The 23301-nt window shown below is 64.0% G+C and carries 25 protein-coding genes; 16 read left to right on the top strand and 9 right to left on the bottom strand.

Annotated elements, in window-relative coordinates; all coding sequences use genetic code 11:
- Nucleotides 1-9: 9 nt before the first annotated feature.
- Entirely contained in the window at nucleotides 10-786 is a 777-nt protein-coding gene (gene mobA / locus FHS48_RS16750) for a molybdenum cofactor guanylyltransferase (RefSeq protein ID WP_184265135.1), read from the top strand.
- Nucleotides 786-3146, top strand: a complete 2361-nt coding sequence (locus FHS48_RS16745; RefSeq protein WP_184265133.1) for a response regulator — start codon at nucleotides 786-788, stop codon at nucleotides 3144-3146. The genes mobA and FHS48_RS16745 overlap by 1 nt, the downstream gene beginning before the upstream one ends.
- Nucleotides 3147-3165: 19 nt before the next feature.
- Here the strand turns inward: FHS48_RS16745 and FHS48_RS16740 are convergent, their stop codons facing one another.
- Nucleotides 3166-3642 (bottom strand): Lrp/AsnC family transcriptional regulator, encoded by a 477-nt coding sequence (locus tag FHS48_RS16740; RefSeq protein WP_184265131.1) that lies wholly within the window; start codon nucleotides 3640-3642, stop codon nucleotides 3166-3168.
- A gap of 137 nt (nucleotides 3643-3779) precedes the next feature.
- Here FHS48_RS16740 and hppD point away from each other — a divergent pair, with 137 nt between their 5' ends.
- The 3 genes from hppD to FHS48_RS16725 all read left to right on the top strand — a co-directional run bounded on the left by hppD (nucleotide 3780) and on the right by FHS48_RS16725 (nucleotide 6433).
- The gene (gene hppD / locus FHS48_RS16735; protein ID WP_184265129.1) at nucleotides 3780-4865 is read left to right on the top strand and encodes a 4-hydroxyphenylpyruvate dioxygenase; all 1086 of its coding nucleotides are present in this window, start codon (nucleotides 3780-3782) and stop codon (nucleotides 4863-4865) included.
- Nucleotides 4866-5066: 201 nt separating this feature from the next.
- The gene (lhpI, locus tag FHS48_RS16730; RefSeq protein ID WP_184265127.1) at nucleotides 5067-6011 is read left to right on the top strand and encodes a bifunctional Delta(1)-pyrroline-2-carboxylate/Delta(1)-piperideine-2-carboxylate reductase; all 945 of its coding nucleotides are present in this window, start codon (nucleotides 5067-5069) and stop codon (nucleotides 6009-6011) included.
- A gap of 98 nt (nucleotides 6012-6109) precedes the next feature.
- Nucleotides 6110-6433, top strand: coding sequence for a peptidylprolyl isomerase (locus FHS48_RS16725; protein ID WP_184265125.1), 324 nt, complete (start codon nucleotides 6110-6112; stop codon nucleotides 6431-6433).
- A gap of 76 nt (nucleotides 6434-6509) precedes the next feature.
- On the opposite strand, the gene FHS48_RS16720 is transcribed toward FHS48_RS16725, so the two are convergent.
- Nucleotides 6510-7124, bottom strand: a complete 615-nt coding sequence (locus tag FHS48_RS16720; protein WP_184265123.1) for a glutathione S-transferase family protein — start codon at nucleotides 7122-7124, stop codon at nucleotides 6510-6512.
- 35 nt (nucleotides 7125-7159) lie between these two features.
- Here FHS48_RS16720 and FHS48_RS16715 point away from each other — a divergent pair, with 35 nt between their 5' ends.
- On the top strand, nucleotides 7160-7498 hold the full coding sequence (locus FHS48_RS16715) for a DUF1491 family protein (protein WP_184265121.1): 339 nt from the start codon (nucleotides 7160-7162) through the stop codon (nucleotides 7496-7498).
- On the opposite strand, the gene FHS48_RS16710 is transcribed toward FHS48_RS16715, so the two are convergent.
- Complete coding sequence (locus tag FHS48_RS16710; protein ID WP_184265119.1) at nucleotides 7495-8025, bottom strand: MarR family winged helix-turn-helix transcriptional regulator; 531 nt, start codon at nucleotides 8023-8025, stop codon at nucleotides 7495-7497. The genes FHS48_RS16715 and FHS48_RS16710 overlap by 4 nt on opposite strands.
- Nucleotides 8026-8191: 166 nt before the next feature.
- Between FHS48_RS16710 and FHS48_RS16705 the strand changes: the two genes are divergently transcribed.
- The 5 genes from FHS48_RS16705 (at nucleotide 8192) to FHS48_RS16685 (ending at nucleotide 12783) form a co-directional block, all read left to right on the top strand.
- Nucleotides 8192-9316, top strand: a complete 1125-nt coding sequence (locus FHS48_RS16705) for a homogentisate 1,2-dioxygenase (RefSeq protein ID WP_184265117.1) — start codon at nucleotides 8192-8194, stop codon at nucleotides 9314-9316.
- Between the two features lie 135 nt (nucleotides 9317-9451).
- The gene (locus FHS48_RS16700) at nucleotides 9452-10465 is read left to right on the top strand and encodes a fumarylacetoacetate hydrolase family protein (RefSeq protein WP_184265267.1); all 1014 of its coding nucleotides are present in this window, start codon (nucleotides 9452-9454) and stop codon (nucleotides 10463-10465) included.
- Between the two features lie 18 nt (nucleotides 10466-10483).
- A complete protein-coding gene (gene maiA / locus FHS48_RS16695; protein ID WP_184265115.1) occupies nucleotides 10484-11131 on the top strand; it encodes a maleylacetoacetate isomerase in 648 nt (215 codons plus the stop codon).
- Nucleotides 11132-11284: 153 nt separating this feature from the next.
- Nucleotides 11285-11944, top strand: a complete 660-nt coding sequence (locus FHS48_RS16690; RefSeq protein WP_184265114.1) for a response regulator transcription factor — start codon at nucleotides 11285-11287, stop codon at nucleotides 11942-11944.
- Nucleotides 11945-12372: 428 nt separating this feature from the next.
- Nucleotides 12373-12783 (top strand): GcrA family cell cycle regulator, encoded by a 411-nt coding sequence (locus FHS48_RS16685; protein WP_184265112.1) that lies wholly within the window; start codon nucleotides 12373-12375, stop codon nucleotides 12781-12783.
- Nucleotides 12784-13160: 377 nt separating this feature from the next.
- Here FHS48_RS16685 and FHS48_RS16680 read toward each other — a convergent pair whose 3' ends face one another.
- From FHS48_RS16680 to FHS48_RS16665, 4 genes are all read right to left on the bottom strand, one after another.
- Nucleotides 13161-13349, bottom strand: a complete 189-nt coding sequence (locus FHS48_RS16680; protein WP_184265110.1) for a hypothetical protein — start codon at nucleotides 13347-13349, stop codon at nucleotides 13161-13163.
- A gap of 463 nt (nucleotides 13350-13812) precedes the next feature.
- Entirely contained in the window at nucleotides 13813-15243 is a 1431-nt protein-coding gene (locus FHS48_RS16675) for a cryptochrome/photolyase family protein (protein WP_184265108.1), read from the bottom strand.
- A 66-nt stretch (nucleotides 15244-15309) separates the two neighbouring features.
- Nucleotides 15310-15933, bottom strand: a complete 624-nt coding sequence (locus FHS48_RS16670; protein WP_184265106.1) for a DcrB/PsbP domain-containing protein — start codon at nucleotides 15931-15933, stop codon at nucleotides 15310-15312.
- Nucleotides 15934-15965: 32 nt separating this feature from the next.
- Nucleotides 15966-16388, bottom strand: coding sequence for an HIT domain-containing protein (locus FHS48_RS16665; protein ID WP_184265104.1), 423 nt, complete (start codon nucleotides 16386-16388; stop codon nucleotides 15966-15968).
- A gap of 178 nt (nucleotides 16389-16566) precedes the next feature.
- On the opposite strand from FHS48_RS16665, the gene FHS48_RS16660 reads away from it, so the two are divergent.
- Nucleotides 16567-17499 carry a DMT family transporter gene (locus FHS48_RS16660; protein ID WP_184265102.1) on the top strand — a complete coding sequence of 311 codons (933 nt, stop codon included), beginning with the start codon at nucleotides 16567-16569 and terminating at the stop codon, nucleotides 17497-17499.
- A 10-nt stretch (nucleotides 17500-17509) separates the two neighbouring features.
- On the opposite strand, the gene FHS48_RS16655 is transcribed toward FHS48_RS16660, so the two are convergent.
- On the bottom strand, nucleotides 17510-17863 hold the full coding sequence (locus FHS48_RS16655) for an STAS domain-containing protein (RefSeq protein WP_184265100.1): 354 nt from the start codon (nucleotides 17861-17863) through the stop codon (nucleotides 17510-17512).
- A 228-nt stretch (nucleotides 17864-18091) separates the two neighbouring features.
- Nucleotides 18092-18562, bottom strand: coding sequence for a 6,7-dimethyl-8-ribityllumazine synthase (locus FHS48_RS16650; RefSeq protein WP_184265098.1), 471 nt, complete (start codon nucleotides 18560-18562; stop codon nucleotides 18092-18094).
- 185 nt (nucleotides 18563-18747) lie between these two features.
- Between FHS48_RS16650 and proS the strand changes: the two genes are divergently transcribed.
- From proS to FHS48_RS16630, 4 genes are all read left to right on the top strand, one after another.
- Nucleotides 18748-20061, top strand: a complete 1314-nt coding sequence (gene proS / locus FHS48_RS16645) for a proline--tRNA ligase (protein WP_184265096.1) — start codon at nucleotides 18748-18750, stop codon at nucleotides 20059-20061.
- Between the two features lie 101 nt (nucleotides 20062-20162).
- On the top strand, nucleotides 20163-21416 hold the full coding sequence (locus FHS48_RS16640; RefSeq protein ID WP_184265094.1) for a lipoprotein-releasing ABC transporter permease subunit: 1254 nt from the start codon (nucleotides 20163-20165) through the stop codon (nucleotides 21414-21416).
- On the top strand, nucleotides 21409-22095 hold the full coding sequence (locus FHS48_RS16635) for an ABC transporter ATP-binding protein (protein WP_184265092.1): 687 nt from the start codon (nucleotides 21409-21411) through the stop codon (nucleotides 22093-22095). The genes FHS48_RS16640 and FHS48_RS16635 overlap by 8 nt, the downstream gene beginning before the upstream one ends.
- 12 nt (nucleotides 22096-22107) lie before the next feature.
- Nucleotides 22108-23178 (top strand): EndoU domain-containing protein, encoded by a 1071-nt coding sequence (locus tag FHS48_RS16630; RefSeq protein WP_184265090.1) that lies wholly within the window; start codon nucleotides 22108-22110, stop codon nucleotides 23176-23178.
- Nucleotides 23179-23301 lie beyond the last annotated feature (123 nt).

Raw genomic sequence — 23301 nt, 5'->3', positions numbered from 1 at the left:
TGCGAAGGAATGATCGGCGGGCAACGGGTATCCGGGGCGGAGCGGGCCTTACAGCCTGAAGGACTGCGGTCCGGGGCCGTGCTTGGCGTGGTGCTGGCCGGGGGGCTGGGGCGGCGCATGGGCGGTGCGGATAAACCGCTTCTGCCGCTGGCCGGTGTGCCGATGGTCCTGCGGGTTGCTGCCGCGCTGCGCTCTCCGGAGGGGGCCGTGGTGCTGGCCACCGGGGCGGAAAGCGCCCGTTACAGCCATCTTGGCCTGCCTTGCCTGCCGGATCCTGATCTGCCGCTGACGGCGGCGGATCAGGGCCGGGCCGGGCCGCTGGCGGCAATTCTGGCCGGGCTGGAGGAAGCGGGACGGCTGGGGTTGGACTGGGTTTTGACCTGCCCGGCCGATGTGCCGCTGGTTCCGCCCGATCTGGGATCCCGGATGGCGGGTTTTCTGTTGCAGGTCGCCGCCGTTGAGGGAGCTGTACCACCGGGGGTGACGGTGGAGGCCTCAGCCCCGGAGGAAGAGGGGGGAGTACGCTGGCATCCGGCGATTGCCCTGCTGTGGGCCGGGCTGGCGCCGTCTCTGCGGGGCGCCCTGATGGCGAGGGAGCGCCGGGTCGGCGGCTGGATGCGGCAGGCGGGAACCCTGCGTATGCCGTGGCGGCCTGCCGCCGGAGAGACCGATGCGGCGGAAATCGGGCGGGGACCCGACCCATTCAGCAATATCAATACTCCGGAAGACCTGTGGCGGGCTGAGGCTGCGCTGTCTTCCGGCCGGGGTACGGGGGTGGACGGCTGATGGTGCTGACCCCGGTTCTGGCGGCCAGTCTTCTTGTGTGCGGGGGTGGTCTCTCGCTGGCCCTGTATTTTGGCAGTCTGGCACTGCTGCGACGGATCCGGGAACCGGCCCTGCTGGCGGTGTTTCTTCTGGTGGCCTCTCTGCGCGGACTTCTGCCGGTGCTGTCGGTTCTCGGCGGGCCGTTTCCCTTGATGGACGGGGTGGCTCTGCTGCGTTTCGACGGGGTCAGCCTGCTGCTGATCGGGGTGACCTATGTCCTGTTTCTGCGCGCCCTGTTCCCCGAAGATGTTCCGCGCCTGCTGCCTCAGGCGGTCATCGGGGTCTGCGCCGCTGCCGGTCTGCTGATCCTGCTGATCCCTGCTGATTCCCTTGGCCTGCTGATGGACTGGTCCCGGCTGCTGTTGATGCTGGTGCTGCTGGCAGTCGGGATTTTGGCGGTGCTTCTGATGCGGCGCTGGCGCGATGGTGCCGGATGGGTGGCCCTGTCGGTGCTGGTGCTGGTGGTGGCGGTGCTGGTGGAGAGTGTGGTCTGGCCGCGTCCGGGCCTGCCGCTGCGGGATACCGTGGAGGCTATTGGCCCGGTCACCACCGGCTGCGTGTTGTTTGCGCTGGGCCATGTGTTTCTGATGGGGGCGCGGCTGAACCGTGTCTATCAGGCCTCGCAGACGCTGTCCCGGCATGTGGTGGCCTTGAACCGGCGTCTGGAGGAGCGGGTGACGGAAGCCTCGCGGGAAATTCATGCCACGCGGGAGCAGCTTGAGGCCATCGTGTCCTGCGTCCCGGACGGGGTGTTGACCCTGACGGCGGATGCCTCCGTTGATATCTTCGGGCCGGGGGCTGAGCGGGTGTTCGGCTGGCGGGGGCAGGAGATGACCGGCCGCCCGGTGGTGACCCTGCTGTCGCCGGAGTGGGGGGAGCGACTGGTTAAGTCGATGCGTCGCTTCGCTGCCGAAGGGGTGCTGACCTATACCGGTCAGGGGCCGGTGGAAATGGTGGGACGCCGCCGGGATGGCAGCCTGTTTCCCATGCAGTGCACGGTGACACGGATTGATATCGGCGGTCAGCCGGTGTTCGTGGCGGCGGTGAAGGATCTGTCCGAGGTCTATCTACAGGCGCAGCAGATTGCCGGGTTGCGCCGGGCCAATGAGACCCTGCGGCAGGATCTGGCTCAGCTTGAGATCTGGGGCGGGGTCGGGCACTGCCTTTCGGAATGGCAGGACGGCCGTTGGACGTGGCGGTGTTCCGACGGGTTTCTGGCGGTGTGGGGCTGTGATACAGGGGCCCATCCGGAGACGCTGGCCGGATTTCTGGCCGGGGTCCGGGCCGAGGATCAGCTGGCGCTGTTCAGCTGGCTGGACCGGCAGGACTGGACATCCGGCGCGCGGATGATCCGGCTGTCGGTCCGCCCGGAGGAAGAGCGGCTGGTGGAGCTGTCGATCTGCCGGGTCCGCGATGATCACGGGGTTGTGGTGCGGGAAATCGGGATTGTCCGTCTGGCCGGGGTGACCCCGGTCGAAGCCGGGAAAGGGGAGGAGAGTATGGCGACTGTTGGGGATAACGCACCGGGGGCCGCTGTCGGCGCAGAGGCTGTGCGGACCATCCTTCTGGTGGAGGATGTGGAGGTGAACCGCCGGGTGGCCGTGACCTTTCTGGAACGGGAGGGATACCGCGTGGAGGTCGCCTCCAACGGTCTGGATGCGGTGGATATGGCCGGGCGCGGCGATTACGATCTGATTCTGATGGATATCCGCCTGCCGGATGTGGATGGGGTCGAGGCCACCCGCCGCATCCGGGCGTTACCGGATCCGGTGCGGTCTGCCGTCCCGGTTCTGGCGCTGACCGCCAACGTGTTCGGCGATGACCTCAGCCGGTACGAGGCGGCGGGAATGTCCGGGGTTGTCGCCAAACCGATCCGGATGCCGCAGTTCCGGACCGTTCTGGGCGGGGTTCTGACCCGGCGGCGGCGGCAGGCGGCGGTATCTGCCGGGCCGGACTGGACGTCGCTCGATCAGATTCTGGACGAAACCTTCATCCGCGACCGTCGGGCAGCGCTGGGGGCGGACAGTTTCGCGGTGATCCTTGATCTTGGCCGCCGCAGTGTCAGTTTCGCGGCGGAGGAACTGGACCGCAGTGTCCGGGTGCCTGCGCCGTCCGGGGATGATGTGGCCAAAGCCGGGCATAAGCTGGCGGGGGCGGCCTCTAACTTCGGTTTCTCGGCCCTTTATGCGCTGGGCCGTCAGGTCGAGGCCCTGTGTGAGGCAGGCGACCTGACCGGGGCGGTGTCTCTGGGGCAGCAGGCAGCGGCCCTGCACCGCCAGACGGATGCGGCACTGGACCAGTGGCTGGCGTCAGCCCGCTGAAGGGGCGGGAAGGGCCGGATCATGAGACCGGAAGGCCCTTCCATCGCTTCAGGCATTCCAGCGCGATCGACGACTTCACGCTTTCCACAAACGGGAACGCCATCAGCCGGTGCATCAGGAAGTCGGAGAAGGATTTCAGGTCCGGCGCGGTGACCCGCAGCAGATAATCCGCCTCGCCGCTGACCGAATGGCATTCCAAAATTTCAGGGATTCCCTGTACCGCCTCGGCAAAGCGGGTGGCGGGGCTTTCCCCGTGCTTACCCAGCGAGACGCTGACAAAAGCCGTTACCCCCAGCCCGATCTTTTCCGGGTTCAGGCGGGCGGAATAACCGTCAATCACCCCCAGCTCCTCCAGCCGCTTCAGGCGACGGTGACACTGCGACGGCGACAGATGTGCCTGTTCCGACAGTTCCACGTTCGACAGGCGGGCGTTGTCCTGCATCGCCCGCAGGATGCGGCGATCAATGGCATCAAGACTGCTGTCATGCTCGGTCATTGCGGAAAGATCTTCTTTTGTGGTGTTTCCGTGAATCAGGATGCCGATCGGGAGCCACCTTTGCAAGCCCCGTGCGGGGGTATTTTGGTATCATTCCAGACAGAACGAAATATCGGTCTCCGGGGAGGAAACCACGCATGAACGCCATCCATCAGCCCATCCAGACTGCCGCCCGCCTTGACCTGTGGGATAACCCGCAGGGGACCGATGGTTTTGAATTTGTTGAATACACCGGCCCGGATGTGGCGGCGCTGGATGCGCTGTTCCGCAACATGGGCTTTACGGCGGTGGCAAAGCACAACAGCCGCCCGATCACCCTGTACCGTCAGGGCGGTATTTCCTTCCTGCTGAATGCCGAGACCGAGGGGCATGCGGCCCGCTTCCGCTCCGCGCACGGACCGAGCATCTGTTCGATCGCCTTCCGGGTTGCCGATGCCGCCGCCGCGCAGGCCCATGCCGTCACCACCGGTGCTGTGGTGCCTGTCTCCGCCCCGGTTGTCGATGCCCCGGTGATTGAAGGGATTGGCGGCAGCCTGCTGTATCTGGTGGACCGCTATGGGGCCAAGGGCGATGTCTATGGCGACTTCACCTTCTTCCCCGGCGTTGAGGCCCATCCGGTGGGCCATGGCCTGACCGAAATTGACCACCTGACCCACAATGTCATGCGTGGCAACATGGAAACCTGGGCCGGGTTCTACGAGCGGATCTTCAACTTCCGGGAAGTGCGGTACTTCGACATTGAAGGCAAGCTGACCGGCCTGAAGTCGAAGGCGATGACCAGCCCGGATGGCAAGATCCGGATCCCGATCAACGAAAGCTCCGACGACAAGAGCCAGATTGAGGAATATCTGCATGCCTATAACGGCGAAGGGGTGCAGCATGTTGCCCTGAGCAGCGCGGACATCGTCGCCACCGTTGAAAGCATGAAGAAGGATATCCGCTTCCTTGATACCCCCGACACCTATTACGAGCTGGTGGATGCCCGGGTGCCGGGGCATGGGCTGGATCTGGAGCCGTTCCGCCGCAACCGCATCCTGATTGACGGCGCCCCGACGCAGGATCAGGGCCTGCTGTTGCAGATCTTCACCGAGAACGTCATCGGCCCAATTTTCTATGAAATCATTGAGCGCCGGGGCAATCAGGGGTTCGGGGAAGGCAACTTCCGCGCCCTGTTTGAATCGATCGAGCTGGACCAGATCCGCCGGGGCGTGCTGGAAGGCTGACCGGATGCTTCCGGCAGGGGAGTCGCCTGCCTTTTGGTTCCCTTATGGTGTGCTGACTGTGCCGGGCGGAAGGATTTCCGCCCGGTCTTTTTGTTTGGGGCAAGGGTCTTCATTCTGGATCCAAAATCCTGTTCGCACCGGGGCCGGTTTCTGTCACTGTGGGCCACCGTGATTGAACACCCGGATAAGGAGCGCCCGCCCATGCAGTTTGCCGATGCCGCCGCCGTTGCCGCCGCGCTGACCCCTGCCGCTCTGGTGGAGGCCCTGCGCGACGGGTTCCGTCAGGGCTGCGAGATGCCGGTCCGCCATCACCACACCGTGCAGGTGCCGGGGGAGGCTGCCGCCACCCTGCTGCTGATGCCGGCGTGGATCGAGGGCGGCTTTGTCGGGGTCAAGGTTGTTTCGGTGTTTCCCGGCAATGCCGACCGGGGGCAGCCGTCGATTTACGGCAGCTACCTGCTGTCATCGGGGAAGACCGGGGAACTGCTGGCGGTGATGGATGGCCCGGAGCTGACCAGCCGCCGCACCGCCGCCGCTTCGGCGCTGGCGGCGGATTATCTGGCCCGGAAGGATGCCGCCACCCTGCTGGTGGTCGGCACCGGGCGGCTGTCGGCCCACATGGCCCGGGCCCATGCGGCGGTCCGCCCGCTGACCCGGGTGCTGATCTGGGGCCGCAACCCGGAGAAGGCGGCTGCGGTGGTGGCGGAACTGGCCGATCTCGGCGTGACGGTGGAGGTGGCTCCGGCCTCGCTGGAACAGGCGGTCGGAGTGGCCGACATCATTTCCTGCGTCACCCTGTCGACTCAGCCGCTGATTCAGGGGGCATGGCTGCGCCCGGGCCAGCATCTGGATCTGGTCGGCGGGTTCACCCCGGCGATGCGGGAGGCCGATGATGAGGCCATCCGCCGGGCCAGCGTCTATGTCGATACCCGCGCCGGGGCCACCAAGGAAGGCGGCGATATCGTCCAGCCGCTGGCCAGCGGGGCGCTGACGGCCGAGGGTATCCGGGGGGATCTGTATGACCTGTGCCGGGGCACGGCTGCCGGGCGCGGCGATGATCAGGAGATCACCTTCTTCAAGTCGGTCGGCTGTGCGCTGGAAGACCTGATGGCGGCGGTGCAGGTTTACCGCGTGCTGTCGGCCTGAGGCGGCTTCTGTCCGGGCGATCCGCCCTTGCATCCGGCGGCGGATGAAGGCATATCAGCCCCAGTTTTGACCTCCGTTCCGTTTAAGGAGTAACGGCCATGGCCGCCACCATTCGCGCCTCCCACATCCTGCTGATGCATGCCGGCGTTCCGGAATCCTCCAGCGACCGTTCCCGCGCCGCAGCGCTGGAAGCGATGACCCGCCTGCGCGACAAGATCAAGTCGGGCGATGTGGACTTTGCCGAGGCGGCGCAGACCCTGTCTGACTGTCCTTCGGGCGAAGATGGCGGCGATCTCGGCCATTTTTCCAAGGGGATGATGGTCCCGGAATTCGACAAGGCCTCCTTCACGCTGGAGGTCAATGAGCTGTCGGAAATCGTGGAAACCCCGTTCGGTTTCCACCTGATCCTGCGCACCGAATAAACCGCATACCCTGCGGTGTGAGAGAACAGAACGGCCCGGCGGGGAGACCTGCCGGGCCGTCTGTCTTCTGCGGCCCTCAGGTGGCCTGTGTGTTGGCAAAAGCGGGCAGGGCGTTCAGGCGGGCAGAATAGGCCGCCAGTGCCGGGAAGCTGCTTTCCGGCGTCAGCTGATCCTTCTGGGTCAGGCAGGCGAAATCATAGGCGATGACGGCGGAAATATCGGCCTGTGTCAGGCGTCCGCCAGACAGCGGCGTGGCGGTGGCGGCGGCCTGATCCAGTACGGTCAGGGCGGCGCGGGCCTGATCCTCGCACTGTTTCGCCCAGTCTTCGTACAGGAACTCCGCCGGGCGGCGGGTGCGTTCATAGTAGGCTGTCACCATCTTCTCGCAGGCCCCGACCGCCAGAGCCACCAGTTTCAGCACCGCGCGGCGGTCCGCTCCGGCGACGGGAACCATTGCCCGCTCCGGCCCGGCCATCTCATCGATGGCGTCAAGAATGGCGGCGCTGTCGATCAGGGTTTCGCCGTCATCCAGCACCAAGGCCGGAACCCGCACCAGCGGGCTGTAGGTTTTAACGGTCTCCCGCTCGGTGATAACGGACAGCTGATGATGCTCAAACGGAATATCCAGCAGGGTCAGCGTGGTGGCGACACGGCGGACGAAAGGCGAGTAGTTGCGGCCGATCAGCTTCACGGGTATCTCCATCGGGACAAGAGAAGGGAACAGGCATGAGCGAACTGCGGCTGAACAGCAAACTGCGGGTACAGGCCCTGATCCGGAGCTGCGCCGCCCGCGATGTCTTCGCCGCCGTGGTCACTTCGGGCGATCCTGACAGAGGGGCGGTGCTGGTCAAGCTGAACCTGTTTGCCGAGGGCTGTCAGGTACTGGTGCAGGGCCGGACGGTGGAAGGGGTCGTTCACTGGCGTCTGGGCACCGGTCCGGCCCCGGTGCCGGAGGCGGAGGCCGATGCCTTCATTGACCGCCAGCGCACCTATGACGAAGACCTGTGGGTGGTGGAGCTGGAAAACCCGAAGGCGGTTTTCGACCTGTTTGTGGTTGAGGATTAAGGGGCTTCTGCCGGGCGGAAGCTGGCCGACAGACCGCGTGCGGTTTTGGTCAGCTTATCCAGCAGCCGTTCCAGCATCATCAGCTCATCGGTTTCCAGCGTATCGAGAAGCTCCCCCTCATATTGCAGGGCCAGCGGGACGATCTGCTGATAGACCGTTGTGCCCGCCGCCGTCAGGGTCAGGTTGGCCTTGCGGCGGTCGGCCTTATCGACCGTACGCCCCAGCAGCCCCATCGCCAGCAGCCGCGACACCGCCCGGCTGACCTGCACCTTGTCCATTTCCGTGCGCTGGGCGACGGCATTGGCGCACATCGGCGTGCCCTGATGCTGGGCCAGACCGAGCACCGCCATCACCCGCCATTCCGGAATCGCCAGCCCGAAGCGCTCGCCATAGATCGTCGCCACCGTGTGGCTGATCAGATTCGACAGCACGGACAGGCGGTACGGCACGAACAGATCCAGTTGCAGCGGATCGCCGGGCCGGGCCGGGGCGGCGGGAGACGGGGAACGGGGCGCTTTTTCAGACATGGGCCGCCTTTTTGGAAAAATTCTGCTTGGAAATAGTTTCAGGTGAAACTAAATTGGTTTCAGAAGGAACCATCTTAGCGCACAGCCGTGCCGGATGGCTATCTCACACAGACTCTAGCCGACGGCGGGACGCACGCCGTAACGAACCATAAGGAGTTCCGGGAGGATGAAAAACTGGATTCAGTTCCCCATCGTAGAGGGAACCGCCAGCCGTCAGGCCCATTGCGATATGCCCGCAGGCACTTATGAACAGGAAATGGGGCGCGAAGGGTTCTTCGGCCCGGCATCGCAGCTGCACCACCGCCACGCACCGACCGGCTGGGTCAAGTGGGAAGGGCCGCTGCGCCCGCGTGCCTTTGACCTGAACAACGCCACCGCCGTTTCCGGTTCGCCGTGGGATGCCCGGCTGGTGCTGTTCAACGGTGCCACTAAGATCCGCATCTGGAAGACCGAAGGCAAAATGCCGGCGCTGGCCCGCAATGCCGATGGCGATGACCTGCTGTTCTTCCATACCGGCAGCGGCCATTTTTACTGCGATTTTGGCCACATGCCGTTCCGCGACGGCGATTACATTCTGGTGCCGCGCGGCGTGCAGTGGCGGCTGGAATGTGACGAACCGGCGATGGTGCTGATGGTGGAAGCCACCGGCGACAGCTACAAGCTGCCCGGCAAGGGGCTGGTCGGCACCCACGCCATCTTCGATCCGGCGATTCTCGATGTGCCGCGCATCGACGACGCCTTCAAGGAACAGTATTCGGAAGCGGAAACCCTGTGCGAGATCAAGCGGCAGGATGCGCTGTCCCATGTTACCTACGGCTTCAATCCGCTGGATGCCATCGGCTGGCACGGGGATCTGGCCCCGGTGAAGCTGAACTGGCGGGATATCCGCCCGCTGATGAGTGCCCGTTACCATGTGCCGCCGTCAGCGCACTGCACCTTCCTGTCCAACCGGGTGGTGATCTGCACCTTCTGCCCGCGCCCGATCGAGTCTGATCCCGGTGCGCTGAAGCTGCCGTATTTCCATTCCAACGTCGATTACGACGAGTTCATTTTCTACCATAAGGGTGAGTTCTTCTCCCGCGACAACATCCGCCCTGGGATGACCACGTTCCACCCGATCGGCTTCCCGCACGGGCCGCACCCCAAGGCCTATGACACGGCGATGGACTATGCCCGGAAGGAAACCGACGAAGTGGCGGTGATGGTCGATACCCGCGATATGATGACCCCGGCGGACCTGCCGGAGGGCGTGGAGTGGACCGAATACTATAAGTCCTGGCAGAAGAAATAAGCTGCCTGCCCGTGCCCCGGCGGGAGAAATCCTGACCGGGGCCGGACTGTCTCTGCGGAGCAGTCTGGAATGGTTCTTGTCTGGCTGTCTCTGCGGGGCGGCCCGGACTGTTTTCTGATTGATGGATGGACCCCGATGAAATTCGCCTCCCTCAAGCATGGCCGCGATGGCCGTCTGGTGCTGGTGTCCCGCGATCTCAGCCGCTGCGTGGCGGTGGCCGATCTGGCCCCGACCCTTCAGTCGGCGCTGGATGACTGGGACCGGCTGCTTCCGCTGTTGCAGGCGCGTTCCGATGCCCTGAATGCCGGAACCCTGCCGGATGCGGTGGCCTTTGATGAAGCCGCCTGTGCCTCGCCGCTGCCCCGGGCCTATCAATGGGCTGACGGCTCGGCCTATGTGAACCATGTGGAACTGGTGCGCCGGGCCCGTGGGGCGGAACTGCCGCCCAGCTTCTGGACCGATCCGCTGATGTATCAGGGTGGGTCCGACACCTTCCTCGGCCCACGGGACCCGGTGGTGATGGCTGACGAGGCCTATGGCATCGACTTTGAAGGCGAAGTGGCGGTGATCACCGGCGATGTGCCGATGGCCGCCACCCCGGATCAGGCGGGGCAGGCAATCCGGCTGGTGATGCTGGTGAATGACGTGTCGCTGCGGGGCCTGATCCCGGAAGAACTGGCCAAGGGCTTCGGCTTCTTCCAGTCCAAGCCGTCCAGCGCCTTCTCACCGGTGGCGGTGACCCCGGATGAACTGGGCGATGCCTGGGCCGACGGTAAGGTACATCTGCCGCTGCTGGTCACCCTGAACGGTGAGCCGTTCGGCAAGGCCAATGCCGGGGTGGATATGACCTTCAATATGCCGGCCCTGATTGCCCATGCCGCCAAGACCCGGCCGCTGGGGGCGGGGGCCATCATCGGGTCCGGGACTGTTTCCAACAAGCAGGACACCGCCTTCGGCTCTGCCATTAAGGATGGCGGCGTCGGCTATTCCTGCATTGCCGAGGTGCGGATGATTGAAACCATCAACACCGGCAAGCCATCCACGCCGTTCATGCGCTTTGGTGATACGGTACGGATCGAAATGCGGGACGCCGCCGGTCAGTCGGTCTTCGGGGCGATTGACCAGACCGTGCAGCCGTATACCCGCTGACACAGGGGCCTGACCGCCATGAAGCTGTATGGATACTTCCGCTCCTCTACCTCCTACCGGGTGCGGATTGCCCTGAACCTGAAGGGCTTGCCCTATGAGCAGGTTCCGGTGCATCTGGTGAAAGATGGCGGTCAGCACCTGACGGAAGCCTACCGGGCGATCAATCCGGCGGCGGCGGTGCCGTCGCTGGTGCTGGCGGACGGGACGGTGCTGACCCAGTCTCTGGCAATCTGCGATTATCTGGACGATGTTTGCCCGCAGCCGCCGCTTCTGCCGTCGGATCCGCTGGGCAGGGCGCGGGTGCGGGCCTTTGCGCAGGGCATCGCCTGCGATATTCATCCGGTCGATAACCTGCGGGTGCTGAAGTACCTTGGCGGCCCGTTGGGGCACGATGAGGAAACCCGGACCATCTGGTACCGCCACTGGGTGACGGAAGGCTTCCGGGCACTGGAGGCGATGGTGGCGGGGAATCCCTCCACCGGGCGTTATGTCCATGGGGATGTGCCGACGCTGGCCGATGTCTGTCTGGTGCCGCAGATGTACAATGCCCGCCGGTTTAACGTTGACCTGACCCCTTACCCGACCCTGTGCCGTCTGGATCAGGCGGCCCGGGCCATTCCGGCCTTTGCCGCGGCCGCCCCGGAGCAGCAGCCCGACGCGGCCTGACCATTCGGGTGAGAGCGGACCCCGGAAATGCAGGGCGGAGCGCAGGTTCCGCCCTGTTTTCTTTGAAGATCTGCCCCTGTGCCGTGCTAACGCTTTCGTATAAGCAACGTTTAATGATAGAGTGCGCCGGGGATCGACAAGACTGGCAAACCAATGCGCATTCTACTTGCTGACGATCACGAGCTGGTCCGGGGCGGCCTGAAGCCGTTTCTGGCGGAACTCAGCCCGGATCTGGACCTGCTGGAGGCGGACTCCTATTCCTCGGCCCATGCGGTGGTCGAGGCCGGGCCGGTGCCGGATCTGGCGATCCTTGACCTGCGGATGCCGGAAGGGGATAGCGGTGGTCTGGAAACCCTGTGCCAGAACTACCCCGATCTGAAAGTGGCGGTGCTGTCGGGATCGACCGATCTCGACGATGTTCGTTTTGCACTGCACTGTGGCGCGGTCGGCTATATTCCCAAGACTTTCAGTGGTCCGGTGCTGTTGCAGACCCTGCGGCTGATCCTGGCAGGCGAAAGATTCTTTCCGGCTTTTGTGGTTGATGCCCTGCTTCTGGATAGTCTCCCGGCTTCTGGCCCGGTGGTTTCCGAAGGGGAACCCATGCCGAAACTGCTGGAACGCCTGTCGGTGCGGGAACGGGAAATTCTGGCGCATATGATTCAGGGGGGCACCAATAAGGAGATTGCCCGTCTGCTTCATGTTCAGGAAATCACCGTAAAAGTTCATTTGCGCAACATTTACCGTAAACTTGGTGCGGCAAACCGCGCGCAGGCGGTCAGGATCGCGCTGGAGAGTGGCTGGACCGCAGCCTGATAGCGCAGGATTCCCGGGCTGGGTCTGTATAATCGTAATTTAATTTCCTGTTTTGTGGGGCGTGAGCAACGCCCTGTCGAATTTTCGTTTTGATCGTCTTTCCTCTTTACAGGAAAGCCGTCTCTTGCGATATATCGCAGCGCAACATGGCGTGTCCCTCCCGTTTCGGTGAGGCTGTGTTGTCTTTCTTGGACGTTTCCTCCCTAGACTTAGGGCCGCACCTGCTGCGGCCCTTTTTTTTGGTCTGCCCTCTTTTGGTCCGAAGAGACGCTTGGAGGCTGTTGGCCCTGAACTCGGGAAACGATCAGGAAATATGGCAAAAATCGGGCAAGAAAGACGCTGACCTCGACTCCGGCATGGACAACGGGCGATTCGATCTGTAGATAATGCTCTGGCATGGGTGCGTCTTTTTCTGGAGCAGAGTCACCATGGTCTGGACCGATGAGCGGATAGAGGAACTTAAGGTCTTGTGGGCCGAGGGGTTGACCACCGGCGAAATTGGCAAGCGCCTTGGTGTTTCCAAGAACGCCGTTGTCGGTAAGGCCCACCGGCTGGGCCTGAAGGGCCGTCCTTCCCCGATTAAAAAAGCAAAGCAGCCGCGCCCGGCGGCAGCCCCGGCCAAAGAGCCGGAGCCGAAGATGAAGACGTTGGTCGATCTTTCGGCCAATACCTGTCGCTGGCCGATCGGTGACCCTCGGGAGCCGGGCTTCCACTTCTGCGGTGCTCCGGCGATCCCGGGGAAGCCGTACTGCGCGGAGCATGCTGCGGTCGCTTATGTCGGCGCTGGCAGCAACAGCCACAAAGTGCCGCCGCCGCCCCGGGATGGCGAAGCCGCCTGAGGGCCGTGGGGGCGTTCCCGGTGAAGGGGGGCGTTCCCGGCGAAGGGATGTACCTCTTCCGGAGCGGGCTCTTCTGTGTCTGATGTGGCCGGTCCGGGTTAAGGTATGAAAAAAAGCTGCCATCCTTGGGGAGGGCGGCTTTTTTGATATCTGGGCCGTTCTGCGTCCGCGCGCGGGTGCCTGTGTGCCGGGGGCAGTCTCCGGCGGAGAAGGGCAGGTGCCGGAGAAGTGGGGTCGAAAAAGCACAGAACAAATGGTCCGCTGCTGGCAGCGGATACATCTCTGGGCATGCGCCATGTGTCCGGCTGCAAAGCATCATGGACGCTCTGGCCGCAGCAGCGGGCAGGCAGATGGGGCGCGTACCGGATGGTTACGGCTTATGCCTGCGCAGCGCCTTCGCTGACCGTGTCTTCCTGATCGAAGCGCAGAACATCAATCCAGCGCTTGGCTTCCGGCGCAGTCTCAAACTGTTCCACCAACGTGCTCTCGCCAGCCGGATCGATCTTATAGACGGCCCACGGACGGTCTGTCTCGGAAGCAAGTTTACGGAATACGTAGGTGCTCATGATCAGCGTCCTTATGCTTGCCCTGATCCATCCCCGCCAGAAAAGCATGGCTGTCCCGTGCGGTAATTTCCAGCGCCCAAAGGTATAGTCTTCGGAGGTCTTAGCGGGAATTAAGTCTGTCAGCATATGACAGAGTATAATGGTTTTAGGGATTAGGCATTTTATAGGGCTGTTGGATTGCTGACGCAGATAAAGCAAAAGCGGCAGCACCGAGGGGAACGTGCTGCCGCTTTGCGGGAAGGAGTCTTTATAAGATCAGTGTCGACTCAGCGGGGTTGTCTGGTCCTGTTCAAATGTAAGGGAGTTTTGAACAAGGTCAAGAGAGAAAACTGCATTGTCGAGTTTTAGGGTCGGGTATCTGTTTTCTCGCGGGAATCTGCTTTCCGTTCTGATCTCAGGCATCAAATTTGCCGGATGTGCGGTATTGGGGTGGTTCTGTAGAATACCCAACTATCCTTGTGGTCTATTCTGCCGGGTCCGTGCTGTCGGTATTCTGCTCCTTCAGGGCACTGAAGGCGGCAAGGGCCCGGTCCCGGGCGCGGTTATGATCAACAATCGGTGGCGGATAGCCGGGGGTGCGGAACAGGTCCTCAGCCTCCGCCGGACGGTGTACGCCCTGTCGTTTCCGGTTCAGTTCGGGAACCCAGCGGCGGACGTAGGCCCCGTCGCCATCGAATTTTTCGCCCTGCAAAACCGGATTGAAGACCCGGAAATAGGGGGCAGCATCGGCCCCGCAGCCGCTGACCCATTGCCAGTTGCCGGGGTTGTTGGCGGGGCAGGCATCCACCAGCGTATCCCAGAACCAGTCTTCCCCGGCGGTCCAGGGGATCAGCAGGTCCTTGACCAGAAAGGACCCGACGATCATCCGCACCCGGTTATGCATCCAGCCGGTCTGCCACAGCTCCCGCATACCGGCGTCGACGATCGGGTACCCGGTTTTTCCCCGGCTCCACGCGGCGAAGCCCTTGGGGTCGTCCCGCCACGGAAACTGCCTGAATTCCGGCCGCAGTGGCAACAGGTGCAGGTCGGGTGCCTGAAACAGGATGTGATGATTGAATTCCCGCCACGCCAGTTCCCGCAGGAACGGCAGACCGTCGGGGCCGGTCAGGGCCTCGGTCACCTGCCAGACCCGGCGGGCGGAAATTTCTCCGAACCGCAGATGGGGGGACAGGCGGGAGGTGGCAGGTTCAGCCGGAAAATCGCGGCGGTTCCCATAGGCCTGAACCCGTTCCTGCAAAAAATCCCCCAACCGACGATGGGCTGCCGCCTCGCCGGGGATCCACGCTGCCCGCAGCCCTCCGGCCCAGTCGGGGCGGGTCGGCAGCAGGCCCCAGTCCTCCGGCACCGGTATCGGCCCGTCCGGCAGCCCGGGGCCGCGCAGCGTCTCCGGACGATCCTGCGGTGGGGCCGGGCGGTGGTGGGCCTGAAGGGTCTTCCAGAAGGGCGTGAACACCTTGAAGGCGCCACCGCTGCCGGTGCGGATCGCCTCCGGTTCCACCATCAGATCGCTGGCGGTGATGCGGTGAGCAAGGCCCTGCCGGGACAGAGCCACCGGCACCGTCTGATCCAGACGGCGCAGCCACGGGGTATTGCCCCGGTTCCAGACCACGCCCTGAGCGCCGATCCTGGCGGCCTCTTCCGTCACTATGGCCGTGGCATCCCCGGCCCGCAGCAGCAGGGGAACGCCCCGCTCGGCCAGTGCCGCCGACAGGGCGGTCAGGCTGTGGTGCAGCCACCACCGCGCCGCCCCCCCCAGCGGACGGCCATCCAGGGCCGGATCCAGTACGAACAGGGCGGTCACCGGCCCTTTGGCCGCCGCGTCGATCAGGGCCGGATTGTCATCCAGACGCAGATCGTACCGAAACCAGAGCAGAACCGGGGCAGGCTGTGTCATCAGGGCACCTGAGAATGAAAGAGTGTCTGTCCGCAGCTTTACGCCGGTCTGCGGCAAACAGTTCACTTATTTTGTGGGCTTTCCTTTCGCCGGAGCGGCCGGTTTCAGGGTGTCCAGAATCTGCCGGGCGGCGGGCAGGGTGCGGTCAAAACTGTCCTGTGGGGCGGTCAGGATCCATACGTGCATCACCGGCGCATTGGGGTTGGGCAGGAACACCGCCCATTGCCGCAGGGGAATACCATCCAGCATGAAATCAACGACGGCCTGCCGCCCGATGATGACGCTGTCTTCCGCGCCCCAGCGGAACGGGGCCTCCCGCTGGACCACCACGGCCTGCGTCCCTTTCCGGATCTCGCCGAGATAGCGGGCCGTCATGTCCTGCGCCGCCTGCGTCGAGGCACTGTGCGGCGGGGCCGCTTTGGTGTCCTTCTTGCCCTTCTCCGGCTTGGGGGCAGCGGGTTCCGGGGCCTTACGGTTCTGGATGCTGACGGAAACCGCCTCTTCTGCCTCTCCGGCAGGTGGGCGGAAGATCAGGGTGTAGCCCTCGGCCTTTTCCAGCCGCCAGCCATCGGGATAATCGAGGCTGTAGCCATAGACCGGTTCATTGAACGGGGCGGCCAGTGCCGGGGCGACGGTCAGGGCGCAACACAGGGCGGCGGCTGCCAGCCACCGGGAACGGAAACGGATCATGCCGGGGAGATCTCCGGGGATATTAAGGAGGGTCAGGCCAGCGGCGGGCGCGGCGGGGTCAGGGCCGTCCGCAGTTTTGCCAGCATGGTATCCAGTGCCTCCGGGCCGTAGGGCTGGGCCGGGGCCACGCCCCACACCGGGCGCGGCCAGGCCGGATCGGTGCTGAAGCGGGCAATCACGTGGACATGCAGCTGCGGCACCATGTTGCCGAGGGCGGCGACGTTCATCTTCTCGGCCCCGGTGGCGGCCTGAAGCAGGCTGGAGGCCAGCGCCATTTCCTGCATCAGCCGGTTGCGGTCCGGGGGCGGCAGGTCGTGCATTTCCCGCAGGCCATCGCGCTGCGGCACCAGAATCAGCCACGGATAGGTGCTGTCGTTCATCAGCAGAACACGGCACAGCGGCCAGACGGCCACTTCGACGGTATCTTTTTCCAGCTGCGGATGGAGGCTGAACATCACGGATCCTTTTGAACTGGTCTTATATAAGCAGGCTGCCTATGTTTGAGGGTCCCATGCTGGCGCATCCGCCGCCGGGGTGCAAAAGATTGTTGCAGACCCTTGTTCAAAAACAGAATGCCGCGGTCTCCCGCCGCAGCTTTGTTTCCACCGTGTACCCTGACAGGAGGAACCCGCCGTGTCCGCACCCCCGACGCCGTCCGTCTCCCCGGCCAGCCTGCTGACATCCCCGTGGGTGATGATGGTGGTGCCGCCGCTGCTGTGGGCGGGCAATGCCGTGGTCGGCCGATTGGCGATGGCGCAGATGTCGCCCTATGCGCTGTCGTTCTGGCGCTGGAGTTTCGCGCTGCTGCTGCTGCTGCCGTTCACCCTGCGGGCAACGCTGGCCCACTGGAGCATCATCCGCGCCAATGCCCTGCACCTGATCTCGCTCGGGGTGCTGTCGGTCGGGGCCTATAACACCCTGCTGTACATGGCGTTGCAGACCTCGACGGCGGTGAATGTCACGCTGGTCGGGGCGGTGATGCCGCTGGTGATCCTGCTGCTGTCGCGGATCCTGCTGGGTGAGGCCCTGACGGTGTGGCGTATTGCCGGTCTGGCCGCGTCGTTCTTCGGGGTGGCGGTGGTACTGGCACGTGGCGATCTGTCGCGCCTGACGGCGCTGGATCTGCACCGGGGTGACGGCCTGATGCTGCTGGCGGTGCTGGCGTGGTCGGTGTTCTCGGTGCGGATGAAGGCGCGGCCATTGGGGCTGCCGCCGATGGTCTTCCTGACCGTGCAGATGCTGACCGGCCTGTGGGTGGCGGTCGGCGCCTACCTGTGGGATATCGGCACCGGCGGCGGAAAGGTTCCGCTGACGCTGGAGGCGCTGTCGATGATCGCCTACACCGCCATTTTTGCCTCTCTCGTCGCCTTTCTGGCGTGGAACCGGGGGATCGTCCGTCTGGGGGCCAATCTGTCAGGTTTTTATGTCAACCTGATCCCGGTGTTTACGGCGGTTCTGGCCGTGCCGGTGTTAGGGGAGCCGCTTCAGGCCTATCATTTCCTCGGCATGGGGCTGATTTTTGCCGGGATCGGGCTGGCGGCAATCCGGGGGAAAAAAGCGTCGTGACCGGTTGGGGTCAGTGGTACAGCACACCCGGCTGAGCCGGATTGCTGCCGCTGTTGGACCAGTCGATCACCTTCACTTCCTGATCAAGCCCGATCACCGAAATCAGACCGCGCGGCTGACCGGGCGGGCAGAACACCGTCAGGTCGTGCCCGGCGGCGCGCAGGCGCTGGTTGACGGCGATCAGCAGGCCGATGGCGGAGGCATCAATCACCGGAACCCCGCTGAGGTCGATGCACACATCGTGCTCCGGCGCGTCGGACAGATCGACCAGCACCGGCAGAACATCATCAAGGGTGGTCAGGGTCAGTTCACCGCTGAGGACGGCGATCACTTCATCAGGGCGGTTGAGCAGAGAGACGTGCATGGGCGGATCCTCCGGGTGGGGCGAGGGAAGTGCCGGAGTATCAGCAATCTCTGTGCCAGTCTGGGCTGGTCCTGAAGAATGAGTAGGTGAGTCCAGTATTTTCAGGCAGTTACGCCCCCGGGCCGGATGCGGGCCGGGGGCGTTGCTATATTTGCGTTGCAGAATGCAAGGCGGGCTGCGGGAAACTGCAAAAAGACAATGGCGGCCCGCAGGATTGCCTGCCGCGCGTCAGTGATCCGGGGTCCGGATTGACCGCAGGGTCTGGATCGTCTTCAGGCAGGCCCGGGCACATTCTGCCCCCTTGGCAAGGAAATGTGTGCCGAAGAAATCCAGATGATCCGCATGGCCATGCATGTGGTGCGGTGTCAGCACCATCGAAAACACCGGCACGCCGGTATCCAGCTGCACCCGCATCAGGCCGTCGATCACCGCGTGGGCGACAAATTCGTGACGGTATACTCCGGCGTCGATGATCATGCCGAGGGCGACGACACCATCGTAGCGGTGGGTTTCCGCCAGTTCCTTCACCAGCAGCGGGATTTCGAAGGCGCCGGGGGCATCGATGATGTCAATGCGTTTGGCGGGCACGCCGTTGCGCTCCATTTCCTCCAGAAAGCTGGTGCGGGCGTTGTCGAGCAGGTCGCGGTACCATCCGGCCTGAACAAGGGCCAGACGGGGCAGATGGGCGGTTTCGGTCATGATGGTAAAACCCGTGCGGAATGAAGCGGTTGTTTCAGCCCCCATGCCAGCATGCCGCACGGCCCTCCGCAAGGGGCAACTGTGTAAATCGTCTGCTGGACAAGCACATGGACAAGCACGCCTGCGTTGCCGTAAAGTCCGCAGACCTTTTTATGGCCTGTCCTGAGTGGTTCAGAGGATTTCCCATGCGCCTGTCCCGTTATTTTCTGCCCGTCCTGAAGGAAACCCCGTCGGAAGCGCAGATCGTCTCGCACCGCCTGATGCTGCGCGCCGGGCTGATCCGTCAGCATGCCGCCGGGATCTACAACTGGCTGCCGATCGGGTACCGGGTGCTGCGCAAGATCGAACAGATCGTGCGGGAAGAGCAGGACCGTTCCGGGGCCATCGAAATCCTGATGCCGACGGTGCAGACCGCCGAAGTGTGGAAAGAGTCCGGCCGCTATGACGATTACGGCAAGGAAATGCTGCGCATCGTCGACCGTCATGACCGCGATATGCTGTATGGCCCGACCCATGAAGAAGTGGTGACCGACATCTTCCGGTCGATGGTCAAGTCCTACAAGGACCTGCCGAAGAATCTGTATCAGATTCAGTGGAAGTTCCGCGATGAAGTCCGCCCGCGCTTCGGCGTGATGCGCGGCCGCGAATTCCTGATGAAGGACGCCTATTCCTTCGATCTCGACGAAGCCTCGGCCCGCCGCGCCTACAACCGCATGTTCGTGGCCTACCTCAACACCTTCGCCCGTCTGGGTATGAAGGCGATTCCGATGCGGGCCGCCACCGGCCCGATCGGCGGCAACCTCAGCCACGAATTCCTGATCCTCGCCGAAACCGGTGAAAGCGGTGTGTTCGTCCACAAGGGCATGCTGGAAAAGACCGTTCCGGCCAACGTTGACTTTGACGGCGATCTCCAGCCGATTGTCGATGACTGGACCAGCCTGTACGCCGCCACCGACGAAATGCACGAAGCCTCGAAGGAAGCGGAACTGGGCGATGCGCTGGTGTCGGCCCGTGGCATCGAAGTCGGCCACATCTTCTACTTCGGCACCAAGTACTCCAAGCCGATGGGCTGTAAGGTGGTCGGGCCGGATGGGCAGGACGTGGACCTGCACATGGGGTCCTACGGCATCGGCGTGTCGCGTCTGGTCGGCGCGATCATCGAAGCCAGCCATGACGACGCCGGGATCATCTGGCCGGAAAGCGTCGCCCCGTTCAAGGTCGGCCTGATCAACATCAAGCCGGGCGATGCCGCCACCGATGCCGTAGCTGATGATCTCTACGCCAAGCTGGAAGCGGCCGGTGTGGAAGTGCTGTATGACGACCGCGCCGATGAACGCGCCGGGGCCAAGTTTGCCACCGCCGACCTGATAGGTCTGCCGTGGCAGCTGGTGGTCGGCCCGAAGGGGGTCGCCGCCGGGGTGGTGGAACTGAAGAACCGCCGCAGCGGCGAAAAGGTTGAGATGTCGGTTGAAGCGGCCCTTGCCAAGCTGACCGCCTGATCGCATCTGCCGTGATGGAACGGGCCCGGTCAGCTTTGCCTGACCGGGCCGTTTTCCTGAGTAATCCTGATGCAACCCCGGCACGACGGAGCGTGCAGCCGATGATTTTCAATGCCTTTGAACGGATGGTGGCCTGGCGGTATCTGCGGGCGCGCCGGAAGGAAGGGTTCGTCTCCGTCATTGCCGGGTTTTCCCTGACCGGGATCGCCCTTGGTGTTGCCACCCTGATCATCGTTATGGCGGTGATGAACGGTTTCCGGCAGGAACTGCTGGGGCGGATCCTTGGCCTGAACGGCCATGCCGTGATCACGGCGTCGGCTGGGACCCTCAGCGAAGCCGAAGTGCGGGACATGATGCCGCGCATCAAGGCGCTGGAAGGGGTGGTCAGCGTTGCCCCGGCGATTGAGGGGCAGGTGATGGCGGCGTCCGGCGGCAGTGCTCGCGGGGCCATGGTGCGGGCGATGAGCGCGCAGAACATCGCCGACCGCAAGACCCTGTCAGATCACATCATTGATGGGTCCCTGCACGGGTTTGATGCCGGGGACGGGGTGCTGATCGGCAGCCGGATGGCCCGCAGCTTTGACCTGAAGGTGGGCGACAGGATCACCCTGATCTCGCCGAAGGGCAACCCCACGGCCTTCGGCACCGTGCCACGGATGCGGGTCTATCCGATTGCCGGGATCTTTGATGTCGGGATGTATGAATACGACAGCTCCTTCATCTACATGCCGCTGGCGGCGGCGCAGGCTTACTTCCAGATGCCGGGCCGCCTGTCGCATGTGGAGGTGCTGACCACTGACGCCGACAAGGCCGAGCGGGTGTTGCAGGGCCTGTATGCCAGCCTTGGGCCGTCCTATTACCTGTCCGACTGGACCCGGTCGAACTCCAGCCTGTTCAATGCCTTGCAGGTGGAACGGAACGTGATGTTCCTGATCCTGACGCTGATTATTCTGGTGGCGGCCTTCAACATCATTTCCGGCCTGATCATGATGGTGAAGGACAAGGGGCGGGATATCGCCATCCTGCGCACCATGGGGGCCAGCCGGGGCGCGGTGATGCGGATCTTCTTTCTGGCCGGGGCCAGTGTCGGGGTCACCGGCACGCTGGCCGGGCTGCTGCTGGGCGTTGCCTTCTGCGAGAATATCGAAGCCATCCGGCAGGGCCTGCAAAGCCTGACCGGGACCGAGCTGTTCTCAGCGGAGATCTACTTCCTGTCGCGGATGCCGGCGCAGATTGACTATCACGAGGTGACGCAGGTGGTGCTGATGGCGTTGGGGCTGTCCTTTGCGGCGACCCTGTACCCCAGCTGGCGGGCGGCCCGCCTCGATCCGGTGGAGGCCCTGCGTTATGAATAAGTCTGTTCCCGCCCTGATCCTGACCGGGGTGTGCCGCAGCTTTGAACAGGGCGGCGCACGGCTGGATGTTCTGGTCGATGCCGGTCTGACCATCGCCACCGGGGAAATCGTGGCGCTGGTCGGCCCGTCCGGTGCCGGGAAGTCAACCCTGCTCCAGATTGCCGGGCTGCTGGAACGCCCGGATTCCGGTGATGTGGCGGTGGCCGGGCAGGCCTGTTCCGGCCTGAATGATGACCGCCGCACCGCCCTGCGCAAGGTGCATCTGGGCTTTGTCTATCAGTACCATCACCTGCTGCCGGAGTTTTCGGCGGCGGAAAACATCATCCTGCCGCAGATGATCAATGGCCGCAGCCGGAAGCAGGCGCGGGAACGGGCCCTGCATCTGCTGGGCAGCATGGGACTGGCCAAGCGGGCGGATCACCGCCCCGGTCAGCTCTCCGGCGGGGAACAGCAGCGGGTGGCGATCTGCCGGGCGCTGGCCAACGCGCCGAAGCTGCTGCTGGCCGATGAACCGACCGGAAACCTTGATCCGCAGACCTCTGACGGCGTGTTCGCCGAGCTGATGCGGCTGGTGCGGGAAGAAGGGCTGTCGGCCCTGATTGCCACCCACAACCCGGATCTGGCGGCGCGGATGGACCGCCGCGTCACCCTGCGTCAGGGCAAGGTGGTGACACTGTAAGGGAGGGCAGGGATGTCAGCTGTACGGACTGCGGCGGTTGCCGCCGGAATGGTTGTGGCCTGCCTGCCCGCAGGGGCGTGGGCTGACATCCGTCTGGACGGGACCCTGAAGGCCACTCAGGCCTGCGAGGCCCCGACCTCCCGCAGCACCGGGCGCAATCCCGGCGAGATCCGTCTGGAACCCGGCCACAGCTACCCGGTTCGGGCCCGCAATAAGGATGGCGGTGACCTGCTGAAAATCCGGGTGGACGGAGCGGATCCGGAATACCGGTGGGTGCCGGAAAGCTGCGGTCAGGTGGCGGTGGCTCCACCGGCCCCGAAGGGTCAGCCTGCCGCCCAGCCCCCAACCCAGCCGAAGGCCGATGCCGGGGCACTGGCGGCCTTGGGGCGGCCATTTTTTGACAGCAAGGATGAAGGTGCCAAGGATCCCGCCCCGGGGATGCCGGGTCTGGATGTGTTTGACCGGGGTCTGTTGACCCTGTGTGGTCCGTGGGGCAGCCACCCCGCTGCCGAATCTTTTTCTGCCATGCTGTTGACGGTCTATCCGGAGGAAGTGCAGGCCCTGCGTCAGGCGCTGGACTTCACCATCCGGACGCCGGGGGCGGAGCCGGCCCTGTTCGTGCGGGAACTCACCGATCTGTGGTTCCGGGAAGATGCCTTCCCCCATGTATTCTGTGGCGAGCCAGGGGAGAAGACCCTTGGCGGCCTGCATTTTCAGGCCCGCTTCCTTCAGGCCCAGTGGGCCGGGTGGGCTGGCCGGGCGGAAACCGGCTGTACGGCGCAGGCGGTGGCGCCACCGGTTTACAGTTCCGGCGTGGTCTATCGCAAACCGGGGGGCGGCGAGGGCAAAGCCTGCCCGAAAAGCTACCGCTATGGGCAGAGCGGGCGCGAAATTCTCACTGAAGGCACCCGGGCTTGGAAACAGGCGACGGATTGGGCCGGGGCCGTGTCGAAGCTCGCCTGCCGGGCCACCGCCGCCGACGGGCAGGCGGCGACTCTGGTGATCAAGGACGGGGCGATCCGCACCTATTATCCGGTGGCGGAAGCGAACCAAAATGATCCCCGCTGTGATAAGTCAGAGTAAGCTTCAGCCAGGCTTGCACCGGTGATGTTAGAGCACCGAGCCTGAAACCCGAATCAAAGTGATTCCCATGTGACCTGTTTTGTGATTCACCTTTCTTGGAGGTGGATCATGGGCAAGAGCTAC

Origin of the sequence: Novispirillum itersonii, from assembly GCF_014205675.1 — a bacterium.
Taxonomy (GTDB): Bacteria; Pseudomonadota; Alphaproteobacteria; order Rhodospirillales; family Rhodospirillaceae; genus Novispirillum; species Novispirillum itersonii_A.
Note: the sequence above shows the minus strand (reverse complement) of the source record. Positions and strands in the feature narration are given on the sequence as shown.

Excerpts from the sequence above, each read along its gene's own strand:
- FHS48_RS16670 (WP_184265106.1), bottom strand. The coding sequence starts at position 15,933 with ATGATCCGTTTCCGTTCCCGGTGGCTGGCAGCCGCCGCCCTGTGTTGC.
- FHS48_RS16630 (WP_184265090.1), top strand. The coding sequence starts at position 22,108 with ATGTCAGCTGTACGGACTGCGGCGGTTGCCGCCGGAATGGTTGTGGCC.
- FHS48_RS16740 (WP_184265131.1), bottom strand. The coding sequence starts at position 3,642 with ATGACCGAGCATGACAGCAGTCTTGATGCCATTGATCGCCGCATCCTG.
- FHS48_RS16700 (WP_184265267.1), top strand. The coding sequence starts at position 9,452 with ATGAAATTCGCCTCCCTCAAGCATGGCCGCGATGGCCGTCTGGTGCTG.
- FHS48_RS16715 (WP_184265121.1), top strand. The coding sequence starts at position 7,160 with ATGAGCGAACTGCGGCTGAACAGCAAACTGCGGGTACAGGCCCTGATC.
- FHS48_RS16640 (WP_184265094.1), top strand. The coding sequence starts at position 20,163 with ATGATTTTCAATGCCTTTGAACGGATGGTGGCCTGGCGGTATCTGCGG.
- hppD (WP_184265129.1), top strand. The coding sequence starts at position 3,780 with ATGAACGCCATCCATCAGCCCATCCAGACTGCCGCCCGCCTTGACCTG.
- FHS48_RS16685 (WP_184265112.1), top strand. The coding sequence starts at position 12,373 with ATGGTCTGGACCGATGAGCGGATAGAGGAACTTAAGGTCTTGTGGGCC.
- FHS48_RS16710 (WP_184265119.1), bottom strand. The coding sequence starts at position 8,025 with ATGTCTGAAAAAGCGCCCCGTTCCCCGTCTCCCGCCGCCCCGGCCCGG.
- FHS48_RS16725 (WP_184265125.1), top strand. The coding sequence starts at position 6,110 with ATGGCCGCCACCATTCGCGCCTCCCACATCCTGCTGATGCATGCCGGC.
- FHS48_RS16680 (WP_184265110.1), bottom strand. The coding sequence starts at position 13,349 with ATGAGCACCTACGTATTCCGTAAACTTGCTTCCGAGACAGACCGTCCG.
- FHS48_RS16650 (WP_184265098.1), bottom strand. The coding sequence starts at position 18,562 with ATGACCGAAACCGCCCATCTGCCCCGTCTGGCCCTTGTTCAGGCCGGA.
- maiA (WP_184265115.1), top strand. The coding sequence starts at position 10,484 with ATGAAGCTGTATGGATACTTCCGCTCCTCTACCTCCTACCGGGTGCGG.
- proS (WP_184265096.1), top strand. The coding sequence starts at position 18,748 with ATGCGCCTGTCCCGTTATTTTCTGCCCGTCCTGAAGGAAACCCCGTCG.
- FHS48_RS16675 (WP_184265108.1), bottom strand. The coding sequence starts at position 15,243 with ATGACACAGCCTGCCCCGGTTCTGCTCTGGTTTCGGTACGATCTGCGT.
- FHS48_RS16635 (WP_184265092.1), top strand. The coding sequence starts at position 21,409 with ATGAATAAGTCTGTTCCCGCCCTGATCCTGACCGGGGTGTGCCGCAGC.
- lhpI (WP_184265127.1), top strand. The coding sequence starts at position 5,067 with ATGCAGTTTGCCGATGCCGCCGCCGTTGCCGCCGCGCTGACCCCTGCC.
- FHS48_RS16705 (WP_184265117.1), top strand. The coding sequence starts at position 8,192 with ATGAAAAACTGGATTCAGTTCCCCATCGTAGAGGGAACCGCCAGCCGT.
- mobA (WP_184265135.1), top strand. The coding sequence starts at position 10 with ATGATCGGCGGGCAACGGGTATCCGGGGCGGAGCGGGCCTTACAGCCT.
- FHS48_RS16655 (WP_184265100.1), bottom strand. The coding sequence starts at position 17,863 with ATGCACGTCTCTCTGCTCAACCGCCCTGATGAAGTGATCGCCGTCCTC.
- FHS48_RS16690 (WP_184265114.1), top strand. The coding sequence starts at position 11,285 with ATGCGCATTCTACTTGCTGACGATCACGAGCTGGTCCGGGGCGGCCTG.
- FHS48_RS16665 (WP_184265104.1), bottom strand. The coding sequence starts at position 16,388 with ATGTTCAGCCTCCATCCGCAGCTGGAAAAAGATACCGTCGAAGTGGCC.
- FHS48_RS16745 (WP_184265133.1), top strand. The coding sequence starts at position 786 with ATGGTGCTGACCCCGGTTCTGGCGGCCAGTCTTCTTGTGTGCGGGGGT.